Raw genomic sequence first — 13932 nt, 5'->3', positions numbered from 1 at the left:
GGCGCATGGGCCCGATTAGTGGCAACCGCCCCCGTCATCTTCGGTGTGGCACTCGCCACTGGACGACGGCGGAACATCGAGTGTGGGATTGCGGTCGAAGAAGCCGGACGGCTTGAGCTTGAAGCCGACGGTATCGACAGGCATGATCGGCCAGTCCTCGGTCCGCGGGTAGTGAGTGAGCCCGAAGCTGTGCCACAGAACGATGTCCTGGCCATCGACGTCGCGATCCTGCTGCACGTATTCAGGAAGGCCGGACCCTCCACTGTGCTGATTCACAAAGTCGCCTGCCGGGTAGCGTTCCGTTTCCGCGTAGCGGGTCACCCAGAGATCCTTGGTGGCAAACGCCGCGCGTCGAGCGATCGACGACTCGTCGTCGGCCAGTAGCGCTGGCAGCCCGGCTGGGTAGAGGTTGTAGGCCACTGATTCGCCCAGCCGATTTTTCGCGTCTGGGTTGGAAACACGCCAGATGCGACCCTTCGACTGATCAGCCGTCCGCAGACCCTCGGATTCGGTGCTCACGACGGTGCGTTTGCGGGAGAAAGCGTTTCCGCGCGGATTCGATTCCGAGATCGGCACCCGGAGAACTTCCTCCTCCTCGACCCGGTTCGCCAGACCATCGACAGCCATATCAAGCCGTGCACAGAAGAGGTGCTGGTGGTACGGGGCGCCGAGGCCTGGCGCCATTTCGGAGGCATAGTCGTCGTTGCCGGTATACGCGCTAGTGAAGACAACGCCGGTGGCCTTGGCCTCGAACTCTATGGTCCCGTCGAGATAGAGGTACCAGTAGAAGCCGTAGTCATAGTTGCCAACAGTTGTGAAGAAGGAGATGACCAGCCGGCGGTTGCGGCGGGTGTAGTCCACTCCGGACCAGAGGTCGCTGTGCTTGGCAAGGATGCCTGCATCTTCCTCATGAATGCAGATGCCGTTGCGGATCTCCTGTGGGTTGCCGAGCTCATCGGCTATGACAGGACTGAGATAGGTGATCTCACCGAGGCAATCGCAGCCGAGCTCAAGTGAATTGGCGTAGCGGCCCACCAGGTATTCCCCGGTGTCGAAGTAATTCTGCCAGGATCGCACCGGTGAGGGGTCGCCGTAGGGGACAACCATCTCGGCAATCGATGCCCTGTTAATGATGGAACGGTTTTTCTCACCATCACGGAAGGCGATGTTGTGCAGGATGAGACCTTCTCTGGCGTCGAAGCCGACGTCGAAGTTCCATTTCTCCCATTCAAGGTGGTTGCCTTCAACCGTGAAGCTGACGCCCTCCGGTTGGGTGATACTGATGGGCTTCTGGCTGGTCCGCAGAGGCCCGGTGACGTCAGGATCAGTGAAGTTGCCACTCTCCGGGGGTATCGGCACTGATCCAAAGTCGAGCACCTTGTCGACCGACCGATTGACAGTATCGACATATGCGACCAAGCCGTCCACCGGGTGAGCCCACGCACTGTCCTCTTCGAATTCCTGCACGAAGGCAAGCCCTCGCAGGATCCGCCGACCCTTCTCCTCTGGGTACTCGAAAACGCCCGCTGACAGTGGTGCAACGCGCACCTTTGCTACGTCAAGGTCTCGTCGTGCCAGGGCAGCAAGCCATTCCTCATTCGTGGAAAGAATCTGTTCCACGGCCTCGAAGTCTTCATCAAGGACGGGTAGTTCGCCGGTGTCTTTCGTATCCAACTCGACCACGGACTCCACCGCGCCCTTAGTCAATGACACGATGACATCCCGGGGGTGTCCGCCACCAATGTCGTGAAGGAGAGCACGGACTCGGCGCTCCTCCTGGTGAGTCTCGGCGTGGTCGCTGCCAGAGCTTTCTCGGCGGGTGCTGCGGCGTTGCTGCTCGAGTATTCCGAGGTATGCGAAGCGAGTGTCAGCTTCAACGTACCCGGCCTCTTGCAGAAGTTCTCGTGCCGCTATGAGTTCGTCTCGGCTGAGCATTGCTTGCGTTGACTGGCTGGTGTCAGGAATAACTGACATCACTGCCTCCCTAGGTTTGAGTCGTGCATCACAGCGCTATGTAATGTTTCTCACATTTATTTTCTACGTTCGGAGAATCATAACCACAAGTAAGCTGGGCTGGCTAGGAAAATCGAAAAAAGATCTGAAAGTCGAGGTACGGTGCCGAAAGTAGTCGACCATGATGCGCGGCGTCTTGAACTCGTCGAAGTCACCTGGCGGGTCATCGCTCAAAGCGGTATCGATGGTGCCACCATGCGGGAAATAGCAAGCCACGCAGGATTCGCCAACGGCGCCCTTAAGCCCTACTTCGCCTCCAAGGACGATCTTTTGGCGGCGTCATTTCAGCACGTCTTCAACTTGACCAATGAGAGGACGGAGAGAAGCACCAAAGACCTGTCGGGTCTGGCGGCACTGCGTGCTTTCTGCCACGAGGTGCTTCCCCTGGATGAGGACCGCATCCTTGAAGCGAGAATCGTGGTCCCGTTCTGGCAGAAGGCTCTGACTGACCCGGAGAAGGCAGAACAGCACGCGCAGGACATGAATCAGTGGCGGACACGCATGCTGGGTTATCTACAACAGGCCCGCGACGAGGGAATCATCACCAAGCCGATTGTGGACATTCAGGTTGTCCGTCATCTTCTATCGACCACCATGGGAGCCCAGGTTATGGCGGTTCTCTATCCGGCAGAATTCTCTCCCGCGCAACAGATTGAGGCGCTGGACGCCTACCTGGCGATGCTTTAACCGACCACAGACCTACACAGGATCAAATATATGAGCCGCGAATTCCAAGTCACGTTCGACTGCCACGACCCCCTGACACTTTCGATTTTCTGGCGAGATGCGCTGGGCTATGTCCACCCGTTTCCACCCGGAGCGGACTTACCCGAAGGCACGGATCCACTGGCCGCGTGGGCGACCTTCCTGGAGCAAGCCGGCGTCCCAAAACAGCTCCGCAACTCAAGTTCAGCACTCGAAGACCCAGAAAAGTGCGGCCCTCGGCTATTTTTCCAACAAGTGCCTGAAGTCAAGGTGGCCAAAAATCGGCTTCACCTCGATATCCGAGCAGCTCCGGGCCTTCAAGGAAGCGAGCGGATGGCAGCATTCGAAGCAGAGTGCGAACGGCTGGTCGCGCTAGGAGCGACGAGGCTGCAGCGGCACGAGCCTGACCTTCCCATGAACACCGGTTTCATCGTCATGGCGGATCCCGAGGGCAACGAGTTCTGCCTGGACTGACACACCGCCGAGCACGATTCATTTGCGTGCCCTGCTACACAGGCCCACGCAGACGTAGGCACACCTGCGGAGTTGGGACTAGAGTCGGCACATGGGAATCACGCATTCCAGTACCGTCAACTCCCCTATTGAGGAAGTTTTCGCCTGGCACACCCGGCCCGGAGCATTTACGCGACTGTCACCGCCTTGGCAGCCGGTCAGCCTCCGCGCTGAGAGCGAGTCGTTGAAAGACGGCCAAGCCATACTTTCTCTACCTGGCGGCCTCACCTGGGTGTCCCAGCATGACCCGGAGGGGTACCGGCCACCTCATCAGTTCGTGGACACCATCTCATCAAACGGAATCACCTCGCTGCCTGTCAAGGCTCTCCTGCGATGGCGCCATACGCACGAATTTGCAGAATGCGACGGCGGCGCAGGGACGCGCATCATCGACCGGGTAGAAACACCCGTCGGATTAAAGTTGTTACGCCCGATGTTCGTATATCGGCACCGACAACTTGCCGATGACCTTTCAGCACACCGTTGGGCAAAAGAAAACGGTGCACAGCCATTGACGATTGCTGTGACGGGATCTTCAGGCCTGGTCGGTACGGCGCTCTGCGCGTTCCTCACCTCAGGTGGACACCGGGTGATTCGTCTCGTTCGGCACCCGGTTCAGAATCCTAACGAGCGCCAGTGGGATCCTCTGCAGCCGGACCCAGCCTTGCTGGAGAACATTGACGCTCTTGTGCACCTTGCCGGCGAATCCATTGCTGGGCGCTTTACCAGCGAACATAAGAAAGCGGTCCGTGAAAGCCGGGTTCAACCGACCCGGCTCCTCTCTGAGCTTGCAGCTAAAACACCCTCGGGTCCGCTTATTCTGGTGGCCGCCTCCGCCATTGGCTACTACGGGCCGCAACGCGGTGATGAGGTTCTGACCGAAGACAGCTCAGTCGGCGACGGTTTTCTCGCGAATGTTGTGTCCGACTGGGAAGATGCCACTCGCCCGGCTACAGAGGCTGGTATCCGCGTCACGAATGTGCGCACCGGCATAGTGCAGTCACCCCGTGGTGGCACCCTGCGACTGTTCCGGCCCCTCTTCTCTCTGGGCCTCGGCGGACGTACCTCCACCGGCAAACAATGGCTGTCCTGGATCGATATTGACGATCTCATCGACATCTACAACCGAGCCCTCTTTGACCCTGAACTCTCAGGCCCAGTCAACGCCGTGGCACCCACTCCGGTACGTAACTCGGAATACGCGAAAACTTTGGCCCGTGTCCTGAAAAGGCCAGCACTGCTCCCTGTGCCGAGCGCAGGGCCCACGTTGATACTCGGGGAGGAAGGCTCACAAGAACTCGCCGAAGCCAGCCAAAACGTTACGCCGACCAAACTCCAACACGCGGGCCATCGTTTCCGGCAACCCGACCTTGAAGGGTCGCTCCGTCACCAGCTGGGACGGGACGAAGCCTGATCACGGTTTGAGTCGGTACTCAGCCGTGCTCGGCTACGTCAAACTCGTTGCCCTGAGGGTCCGCGAACGTGACCCATCGAAAGCTCTCGTCACCCCGCCGCTCGATGAGCCTCGCCCCGGCTGCGACCAAACGGTCAACCTCGGAGTCGAGGTCTGACGCGTCCAGATCCAGGTGGATTTTGTTCTTGCCAGCGGTAGGTTTATCGACCTTCTGGAAAGCCAGCATCACGGGCAGCCCGCCAATCCGCGAGCGGCATGGCGTCCTCAGTGTCAATGGTGACCATGCCCAACTTCAGTGTCATGAGCCCATCCTAACGGCGACGAAACAGACTTGACGAGGGCCCTCCCCGCATTTCTGAGGCCGTACCGAGTTCCACGGGCATAACCAACAACCCCTCTGCGTTGGTTTGGACTATGACCTCTTTGCTCTTCGAGCCGCTGACCATTGGCAACTTCACGTTCCGTAATCGCGTGTGGCTGGCGCCCATGTGCCAGTACTCCGCCGTGGACGGCGTCCCGAATGAGTGGCATCTTGTGCATCTCGGCGCGCGCGCATCGGGTGGTTTTGGACTGGTTTTGACGGAGGCGACGGCGGTGGTCCCCGAAGGGCGTATCTCACCAGCGGATACGGGCATCTGGAATGACGAGCAGACCCGTGAGTGGAAGAAAACCGTTGACTTTATCCACTCACGCGGGGCGGCTGCCGGAGTCCAGCTGGCCCATGCCGGCCGCAAAGCGTCCACGCCAGCGCCGTGGGACGGGCATGAAAGCATAGCGAACGACGACGGCGGCTGGACCACCGTTGCGCCGAGCGCGGTCCCCTTTCCCGGCTACAAGGCGCCCCGCGAACTCAGCCTCGATGAGATCAAAGCCCTCCCTGGTCTCTTCGCGGACGCCGCCCGGCGATCGCTGGAAGCCGGGTTCGACGTCGTCGAACTTCACGCCGCTCACGGCTATCTCCTGCACGAATTCCTCTCCCCACTGAGCAATGAGCGCACGGACGAATACGGCGGGAGCCATGAAAACCGTGCGAGGCTGCTCATCGAAACCACTCGCGCGGTGCGGGAGGTCTGGTCCAAAGACAAGCCCCTCTTTGTGCGGATCTCCGCAACGGACTGGACCGAAGGCGGCATCACCGTCAAGGAATCAGCTCGCACGGCAGCGCTGCTGAAGGACGCCGGAGCTGATCTGATCGATGTCTCCACCGGCGGCAACGTCAAGGCAAAGATTCCGGTGGGTCCCGGCTATCAGGTGGAGGCCGCCGCAACCGTCCGCACCGGCGGGCTGCCGGTCAGCGCCGTCGGGCTCATCACCGAGCCGCGGCAGGCGGAGCAGATCCTGCAGGACGGAAAGGCCGACGCCGTCATGCTGGCCCGCGAGGCACTCCGCGACCCGAACTGGCCGCTACGGGCCCAGCATGAACTCGGCGTCGATCCGGTCAGCACCCCGTGGCCGCTTCAGTACGAACGTGCCGCCTGGCAATAATCGACTCGGCGGACGCAGTCATGAAGGGTTGGGCATTGCGAGCGTTAGGGCTTATTGGCGAACTGCGTCCTGTACCGCCGCACAAAATCGTCCCAGATCGCGGGGTCCTGTCCGAGCTCGCGTTCATGGAGGAGGTCATCGAGGCCAAGGAACGTCAGGTGCCAACCAGCCGCAACATTCGCAGCGGTGGAAGGTTTCGCCAAAACATCCGTCAACACCAGACGGCAGCCGTCGTCGACCGCTTTCAGCGTCCAGCGAAGCAACTCCTCACCCCACGTGTAGGCCAACAGCCGGTTCTCATCCACGGCCACCACCGAACCGGTCTCCGGGCGATCATCTGGGAACGTGAAAATCACGGACCCCTTCTCGCGGAGTTGAATGGTCATCTCACACGGGAACCAGAAGCGCAGCTTCTTGGGGTCGGTGAGGAACTCCCACATCTTCGCAGGCGGCGCATCAAAACGGTACTCCGTTTTAACAGCAGTCTCGCCGCCGTCGTTGAGCAGGGTCACTATGGGTTCATTGGCGTCAGGGATCACTCATCCAGCGTAGTCGCCATTCGTGGGACGAGAAGCATGTGGAAGAGGCAGCGTCCCGTCTGTCGTGCAGGTCAAGGCCCTTCTCGCGCCTCAGCAGCCCTTGACCTGCACGACAGATGAACAGAATCCCCAGACGACACCGTGATCTGCACAATAGGCGCACACAAGCCCAAGAACGACGCCGGTCCCCGCCCATTGCGCAGGAATGTCCCAAAGTTGCAGGAATGACCCAAACGGTGGATAGGCCAGCACCCTTGGTGTTCACTAAGAGGATGAGATCCATTTGGAAGGGTTCAATTGCCTTTGGTCTGGTCAACGTACCGGTCAAGGTATACAGCGCCACGGAAAGTCACGACATCAGCCTGCACCAGGTGCATGAGAAGGACGGCGGGCGAATTCGGTATCAGCGCCGCTGCGAGATCTGCGGCGAAGTGGTGGACTACGACAACATTGACAAGTCATATGATGACGGCGAGCAAACCGTTGTGCTCACCGACGAAGACATGGATTCGCTGCCGGTTGAGAAGAACCGCGAGATCGACGTCGTGGAGTTCGTACCGACTGAGCAAGTGGACCCGATCATGTTTGAGCGTGCCTACTATCTGGAGCCCGATTCAAAATCGACGAAGTCCTATGTGCTCCTGCGCAAAACGCTCGAGAAGACGGAGCGCACCGCAATTGTGCATTTCACCCTGCGTCAGAAGAGCCGGCTCGCGGCGTTGCGCGTCCGCGGGGATGCCCTCATGTTGCAGACACTCCTGTGGGATGACGAAGTGCGTGAGGCTGACTTCCCGTCGTTGGAGGAGAGCGTCAAGATCTCCGCCAAGGAACTGGACATGGCGGCGTCGTTGGTTGAGTCGTTCAGTTCCGATTTTGACCCGTCACAGTTCACTGACGACTATCAGGAGCAGCTGCGGCAGTTGGTGGAAGCAAAACTCGAAAAGGGCGAGGGGTTCAGCACCGAGGAAACCTTCGGCGAAACGGACGACGACGACGAGGGCGGCAACGTCATCGACCTCATGGAGGCGCTGCGACGCTCCGTCGAAAAGAATCGGGGCAAGAAAGGCAGCAAAACGTCCGACGCCGACAATCCGGTCAAGAAGAAGGCGAAGTCCAAACCGAAGAAGAAAGCTACCGCAAAGAAAAGTGCCTGACCCCATATCGATTCAGGGCAGCAGCTTCTCATCTCGCTTCAGTACCGTTGTGCCGACCCCCAGTTGTAGCCAGAGCAGTAGCCGCGTCTCCGGATCAGCGAGGTCCAGTCCAAAGAGAGGTTCCACTCGCGAAAGCCGGTAACGCACCGTATTGACGTGAATCCCCAACGCCGCGGCTGTGCTGATGGCGTTGCATGCGCAATCCAGATACGTCCGGATGGTGGCGCCGAAGCCCGTTTTCTTCAGTACGTCGTAGGCAGCGATCCGTTCAGCAAAGATCCCTGGTAGCAAGCCTTCCTTGCGCAACCGAACCAGGATCTCGCGCATATATGGGGCGGGCCCCAGCGAGGCGCGGTCAGCGACCACATTGTCTGATTCCAGGTCCAGTCGGCGCTCGTCCGCCTGCCATAACTGTTCCGAGAGAACGGCCTCCGCGTCCACCCGCGATGTTTGAAGTGAGGCAACGGGACTCTCCATTCCCAGTCCTGCCAGCAAGGGTCTGCCCAATAGCTTGCTGGCACTGCGTACGAGGTGCCTCACCGCGTTATTCTGGAAAGCGGCGGTATTCGCATCGCTCTGCGGCAGCACCAGGTAAACAATATTGTCAGCCAGTCCGCAGACCGCTGAGGGAAGACGGACGGCGCAGGAGGCCCGAACAATTTCGAACAGCCGCATTCTTGACCGCAGTGTATTCGGCGCGCTCTTCAGCGCTGGCCATGCGCTGAGTGCAGCGACGCGGACGGTAGCTGTTGAAATCCCGAGCCGCGCCGCCGTCAATTCAACCCGGTTGGCGTCAAACAGCAGTGGTCGGACCATGTCGATCTGCCGGGTGAGACTGGCGGCATAGGATGTTTGCCGATGCAGGAGGTGCAGCGCAGCAACGGCAGCTGCCTCCCGAAGGGTTCCATCGGACTCCCCTTCTATACTTGCGGCTGATTCGAGAAGCCACAACGAGCCCAGAACCACACCCCCAGCCCGGATGGCGATGGCCAGCCGCCGCAGCTCTGGCTCCTGCGTGGAAACATTCACCACACCGTCGGCTGCATGCACCCGCTTGTAGTCGGCATCGTTTTGTTTCGAATGCGGCACGTGAAGACGCAGGATCGACGTCCGCCGGGTCTCGTCCATCGGCTGCTCCGGAAGAGTCGAATACGCAAGGATGGACTGCTGTGGATCGGAAATGGCCACGGCGCCGCCGGTCTGGACAGCAACCGCATTGGCGAGGTCAAACAGGTCGCCGGGCCGAATATCGGCCAACGTCCTACCCAAAGCGCCAAGCGGAACGATGGCCGCGGACATGATCTCCTGGAGATGGTTCCACGGCACGGCGTCCGATACACGAAGCAGCGAAAGCGAGGACGCCCTGGCCGCCCGGCGGAGGGCAGTGTCCGCCGCCCCGTTGCGCTTGTAGGCCACAGCCACGTAACCAGCTTCCTTGAGCGACCGCAGTTGCGCTGGCAGCGTCGGCGAGCCCAGCTGGAGACCGATCGCGAGTGCAATGCCACCGGGAAATGTGACCGGTTCGGCGGTCGGATCAAAAAGTACCGCCCCAGAGGCGATCTCCAGTCCGTGACCGGAAACTTCAACCAGCTTGAGGACTTCCAACCCGGCTGCATCGGCGACGGCTGTAACCGTTGCCAGGAAGTCCTCCCCGCGGCTCTGGTCCTGGTACTTAACCATGGTGCGGGTACTCCTCATTTGTCCGAATCTCCATATTGGCTCCAGCCGCCCGAACCTAGACTGAGCGTAACTCAACGCCACCTTGGAGGGGGACCAATGAAAATTGCTGAGGCCAGGCAGCTGATGCAGTTCAGGGCGCCGGTACTCTCACGGAGGCAGCGGGTACTGAACCACGCGTTCAATGTAGAGGAGTATCGTCGGGCGGCGAAGCGCGTGCTGCCAGCGAGCATCTTCGACTACCTCGACGGCGGAGCGGAGGATGAGGTAACCCTGCGGCGCAATCGCGCAGTCTTCGATGCCTGGGGACTCATGCCCAGCTGGGGGCCCGTCTCGGGGCCGGATACTGGCACCACCCTGTTGGGCTCCCACAGCGAACTGCCGTTGACACTGACCCCCACAGGCGCAACCCGGCTCTTTCATCCAGAGGGTGAGATGGCGGTCGCCAAGGCGGCTGCGAAGGCTGGTGTCCCCTACACGCTCGCCGGGCTAAGCACCGTGTCCATGGAAGCCGTGGCCAAGAATAACCCGACGCTGCAGCGGTGGTTCAACTTCGGTTTAGGTCAGGCGCCGCAGGCCCGCGATGAAAAGCTCGAACGGTGCAGGGACGCTGGCTACAACACCCTGATTGTCGGTGTCGATACCCGCGCACTTGGTTCGCGTGAACGAGATCTGCACAACGGATTTACCGCGCCTCCCGCGCTGACGCTGAGCACGCTGGCCGAGATTACGCTGCATCCGGGCTGGTGGGTTGGCTTTCTGAAGTCCGCTGGTATCAGCTTCCCCAATCTGGACCCAGTCAGCGCAGAGCCAACGGCCATCTCTCCCTCCATGTGGCAAGAGATCCTCGGGCATTCAGATGCGGGGAGCGGCTGGAATGACCTGCAGGCTCTTCGGGAGGCATGGAGCGGCAAGATCATTCTCAAAGGGTGCGTCAACCCGCAGGACGTTGAACGTGCTGCGGACATTGGCCTCGACGCTGTCCAGCTCAGCAACCACGGTGGCCGGCAACTCGACCATATGCTCAGTCCGATGGATGTCCTACAGGAATGCCGTCAACGGGTAGGGGATGACCTAGAAATCCACGTTGACTCCGGCATCCGGCGTGGCAGCGACGTCGTCAAGGCACTGGCTCTGGGCGCCGACGCATGCTCAATTGGCCGAGCCTACCTCTACGGGCTGGTTGCCGCTGGGTCTCCGGGTGTCAGCCGGATCATCGAGATCTTCGCGGACGAACTTCGGCGTACCATGACCCTCATCGGCGTTTCTTCCATTGCCGAGCTCAAGACAAAGGGCGCCGACGTTATCCGCGACGTCAGGAATGCAACCATCGAACTCGGTCACAGTGAGCCACGCCCTGAAGCAAGGCACGACGCCTTCGCCTTCGCCCCCCAACCATCCACACCTTTCGCTGGTGCAACTCATGACCCGCCGTCTGTTTCGCCTCTACCGTCCGTTTCCTGATTCAACGATGAATTGGGCCCTTCCACCAGCTAGGAAAAACCATGCGAACAAGAATTGTTTTCCCCGCACTGACCGCAGCCGCAATGCTTGTCCTCACTGGCTGCGTGGATAACAGCGCCACCGATGCGCCGAACAGTACTCCTGGTGGTTCCGAGGAGGCGATTACGGTACAAAAGAACGATGAATTGGCGTCCCTGCTGCCGGAGAAGATGAAGACTGCGGGAGTCATGAATGTCGGCATGGCGAATAACTATCCGCCCAACGAATTTAAAGATGGCAACGGGGACCCGGCAGGCTGGTCGGTGGACCTCACCAACGCCATCGGTGCGTCGCTGGGCCTTGAAGTGAACTTCGATATCGGAACGTTTGACAACATCTTGCCAGCCATCAAGGCAGGCAAGGACGACCTGGGGATGTCCTCCTTCACGGACACCCTTGAGCGAGAGAAGCAGGCAGATTTCATTAATTATTACTCCGCCGGAATCCAGTGGGCCGCTCCCAAAGGAAAAACTGTGGACCCTGAGAACGCCTGTGGATTAAGGGTAGCGGTGCAGGCCACGACGTATGAGGACACCCATGAGGTACCTGCCAAGTCGAAAGCCTGTGTGGCTGCAGGCAAGAAGCCTATCGAAATTTTCAGATACGATGCCCAAGACCAAGCTACCAATGCCCTGGTGATCGGGCAGGTAGACGCAATGAGTGCCGACTCGCCAGTGACCTTGTACGCAATCTCGAAGACCAAGGACAAGCTACAGACGGCTGGTGACGCCTTTGAGGTAGCCCCGTACGGCATGCCCGTGGCCAAGGACAGCGAGTTTACACCGGTCCTGCAGAAGGCACTCCAGTCGCTGATCGACGACGGTACCTACACAAAGATCCTCACCAAGTGGGGAGTCGAAAGTGGTGGTGTCCAGGAAGCGGCCATCAACGTCGCCGCGGCGAAGTAGATTCCAGTGAATCCGGACCCCACGGTCAGCACCCCCAGCGGTTCGGCTACAGCCACTGATGAACGCGAGGGTGACCCGATCAAGGCAATCCCGTTGCGCCACCCCTGGCGCAACATAGCCGCCGTCGTGCTGGTTCTTGCCCTCGCGATTTTCATTATCGATGCCGCTCAACGCGAGGACTACGGCTGGGCTGACGTGGGCAAGTACCTGTTTGACCAGCGCATCAGCCGTGCAGCGCTGGTCACCCTTCAGCTGACCGTGTATTCGATGATCATCGCGATTCTGCTCGGGTTACTGCTGGCGATCATGAGACTCTCGCCCAACCCAGTACTCAAGGCCGTCGCCTGGCTCTTTCTATGGATCTTTCGTGGCACTCCGGTGTATGTGCAGTTGGTCTTCTGGGGAATCGTCGCTCTGATCTATCCGGTGTTCACGATCGGAATCCCCTTTATGGAGCCATGGGTCACAGTGCCCAACGACATCTTTACCAACCTTTTCATCACCGCCGTGATCGGTCTGGCACTGAACGAGGCCGCCTATATGTCTGAGATCGTCCGCGCCGGGCTTCTCTCCGTGGATGAAGGTCAGGAGGAGGCATCGAAGGCCCTGGCCATGTCTTGGGTGCAGACCATGCGGTTCATCGTGGTCCCGCAAGCCATGAAGATCATCATTCCGCCGACAGGCAACGAAGTAATTTCCATGCTGAAAACCACGTCGCTGGTGGCTGCCATTCCTTTGAGCATTGACCTGTACGGGGTTTCGCGGGGTATTTCGGCGGTAACGTTCACGCCCGTTCCACTGCTGATCGTGGCATCCATCTGGTACCTGCTCTTCACATCGATCCTGATGGTGGGTCAGTATTTCATCGAAAAGCGCTTCTCCCGCGGCACAGGTCACCGCAAGGAGGACAAGGCGGGCACGGATCCGGGCGGTCCTGCACTGGTGAATTCACCGACCGGAAATGAAACAGGAGGCAAGGGATGAGCGGTCCAGCAATGGTGCACGCAGACCGCGTGTCAAAGAGTTTTGGCAGCAATACCGTTCTGCGCAGCATCAGCCTGAGAGTCAACGTCGGGGAGGTGCTGTGCATTGTGGGGCCCAGTGGCTCCGGGAAATCGACCTTCCTGCGCTGCATCAACCATCTTGAACGGGTCGATGCCGGCCGTCTCTCCGTGGAGGGCCAATTGGTCGGCTACCGGCAGAAAGGAGAAAAGCTCTACGAACTCAGGCCGAAGGAGGCCGCCTGGCAGCGGCGCGACATCGGCATGGTGTTCCAGCGTTTCAACCTGTTCCCGCACCTGACAGCGGTCGAGAACATTATTCAAGCTCCCATGCACGTCAAGGGCATCTCAAAGGCAAAGGCGACGGCCCGCGCCAACGAGTTGCTGGTTCGTGTGGGGCTCGGCGACAAGGGCGACCACTATCCGGCCCACCTTTCAGGCGGACAGCAGCAGCGCGTGGCTATTGCACGGGCACTGGCCATGGACCCCAAGTTGATGCTTTTCGATGAGCCAACCAGTGCTCTGGACCCAGAGCTGGTCGGTGAGGTGCTGGATGTGATGAAGGAACTCGCCGCCAGCGGGATGACCATGATCGTGGTCACGCATGAAATAGGTTTCGCCCGGGAGGTTGCTGACGCCCTGGTATTCATGGATGGCGGTGTGGTGGTCGAAGCCGGTGAGCCGCGGCAGGTCCTCGATGACCCTCAGCACGCCCGCACCCGGGAGTTCCTGTCCAAGGTGCTGTAGGCGCGCTGGTTACGACGGGTATTGCCTGACGCCGGTGCCGCTACTTACTGGAGGTAGCCTTCAACTTCGTCTACCGGGCGTGGTTCGGCTTCCGATGGATCCTCGCCGGCGTCCTGTTTGGCACGGCGTTGACGAAGCAGATCCCAGCACTGATCCAGTTCGGTCTCGACCCGTTTAAGTTCACCCTGGTGATCTTCGGCGTTCGAACCGCGCAGCGCCTGCTCTTGCTCGACAAGGGCATTGATTCGTTCCTGAAGGTTCTGCTCGTTCACG

At 59.9% G+C, this 13932-nt stretch carries 14 protein-coding genes; 9 read left to right on the top strand and 5 right to left on the bottom strand.

Annotation, left to right across the window (positions count from 1 at the left end; all coding sequences use genetic code 11):
* Positions 1-15 precede the first annotated feature (15 nt).
* A complete protein-coding gene (locus tag JOE65_RS02275; RefSeq protein ID WP_205161713.1) occupies positions 16-1974 on the bottom strand; it encodes a primary-amine oxidase in 1959 nt (652 codons plus the stop codon).
* Between the two features lie 141 nt (positions 1975-2115).
* On the opposite strand from JOE65_RS02275, the gene JOE65_RS02270 reads away from it, so the two are divergent.
* The 3 genes from JOE65_RS02270 to JOE65_RS02260 all read left to right on the top strand — a co-directional run bounded on the left by JOE65_RS02270 (position 2116) and on the right by JOE65_RS02260 (position 4645).
* Complete coding sequence (locus tag JOE65_RS02270; RefSeq protein ID WP_205161712.1) at positions 2116-2700, top strand: TetR family transcriptional regulator C-terminal domain-containing protein; 585 nt, start codon at positions 2116-2118, stop codon at positions 2698-2700.
* A 30-nt stretch (positions 2701-2730) separates the two neighbouring features.
* Entirely contained in the window at positions 2731-3192 is a 462-nt protein-coding gene (locus JOE65_RS02265; RefSeq protein ID WP_205161711.1) for a VOC family protein, read from the top strand.
* Positions 3193-3283: 91 nt separating this feature from the next.
* Positions 3284-4645: a TIGR01777 family oxidoreductase gene (locus tag JOE65_RS02260; protein ID WP_205161710.1), complete on the top strand. Its 1362-nt coding sequence runs from the start codon at positions 3284-3286 to the stop codon at positions 4643-4645.
* Positions 4646-4664: 19 nt separating this feature from the next.
* On the opposite strand, the gene JOE65_RS02255 is transcribed toward JOE65_RS02260, so the two are convergent.
* Entirely contained in the window at positions 4665-4871 is a 207-nt protein-coding gene (locus tag JOE65_RS02255; protein ID WP_239536586.1) for a VOC family protein, read from the bottom strand.
* Positions 4872-5059: 188 nt separating this feature from the next.
* On the opposite strand from JOE65_RS02255, the gene JOE65_RS02250 reads away from it, so the two are divergent.
* Positions 5060-6130 (top strand): NADH:flavin oxidoreductase/NADH oxidase, encoded by a 1071-nt coding sequence (locus JOE65_RS02250; RefSeq protein ID WP_205161709.1) that lies wholly within the window; start codon positions 5060-5062, stop codon positions 6128-6130.
* Positions 6131-6174: 44 nt separating this feature from the next.
* Here JOE65_RS02250 and JOE65_RS02245 read toward each other — a convergent pair whose 3' ends face one another.
* Entirely contained in the window at positions 6175-6669 is a 495-nt protein-coding gene (locus JOE65_RS02245) for an SRPBCC domain-containing protein (protein ID WP_205161708.1), read from the bottom strand.
* Between the two features lie 272 nt (positions 6670-6941).
* On the opposite strand from JOE65_RS02245, the gene ku reads away from it, so the two are divergent.
* Positions 6942-7823, top strand: coding sequence for a non-homologous end joining protein Ku (gene ku / locus JOE65_RS02240; RefSeq protein ID WP_205161707.1), 882 nt, complete (start codon positions 6942-6944; stop codon positions 7821-7823).
* 12 nt (positions 7824-7835) lie between these two features.
* On the opposite strand, the gene JOE65_RS02235 is transcribed toward ku, so the two are convergent.
* Positions 7836-9503, bottom strand: coding sequence for a PucR family transcriptional regulator (locus tag JOE65_RS02235; RefSeq protein ID WP_205161706.1), 1668 nt, complete (start codon positions 9501-9503; stop codon positions 7836-7838).
* A 96-nt stretch (positions 9504-9599) separates the two neighbouring features.
* Here JOE65_RS02235 and JOE65_RS02230 point away from each other — a divergent pair, with 96 nt between their 5' ends.
* From JOE65_RS02230 to JOE65_RS02215, 4 genes are all read left to right on the top strand, one after another.
* Positions 9600-10964, top strand: a complete 1365-nt coding sequence (locus JOE65_RS02230; protein ID WP_205161705.1) for an alpha-hydroxy acid oxidase — start codon at positions 9600-9602, stop codon at positions 10962-10964.
* Positions 10965-11005: 41 nt separating this feature from the next.
* The gene (locus tag JOE65_RS02225; RefSeq protein WP_205161704.1) at positions 11006-11911 is read left to right on the top strand and encodes an ABC transporter substrate-binding protein; all 906 of its coding nucleotides are present in this window, start codon (positions 11006-11008) and stop codon (positions 11909-11911) included.
* 78 nt (positions 11912-11989) lie between these two features.
* Positions 11990-12895 (top strand): amino acid ABC transporter permease, encoded by a 906-nt coding sequence (locus tag JOE65_RS02220; RefSeq protein ID WP_338021672.1) that lies wholly within the window; start codon positions 11990-11992, stop codon positions 12893-12895.
* Positions 12892-13659: an amino acid ABC transporter ATP-binding protein gene (locus tag JOE65_RS02215; RefSeq protein ID WP_275587527.1), complete on the top strand. Its 768-nt coding sequence runs from the start codon at positions 12892-12894 to the stop codon at positions 13657-13659. The genes JOE65_RS02220 and JOE65_RS02215 overlap by 4 nt, the downstream gene beginning before the upstream one ends.
* Positions 13660-13703: 44 nt before the next feature.
* Here the strand turns inward: JOE65_RS02215 and JOE65_RS02210 are convergent, their stop codons facing one another.
* Complete coding sequence (locus JOE65_RS02210) at positions 13704-13931, bottom strand: DUF2630 family protein (protein ID WP_205161702.1); 228 nt, start codon at positions 13929-13931, stop codon at positions 13704-13706.
* Position 13932: the final 1 nt, after the last annotated feature.

This window comes from Arthrobacter roseus, from assembly GCF_016907875.1.
Lineage (GTDB): Bacteria > Actinomycetota > Actinomycetes > Actinomycetales > Micrococcaceae > Arthrobacter_J > Arthrobacter_J roseus.
Note: the sequence above shows the minus strand (reverse complement) of the source record. Positions and strands in the feature narration are given on the sequence as shown.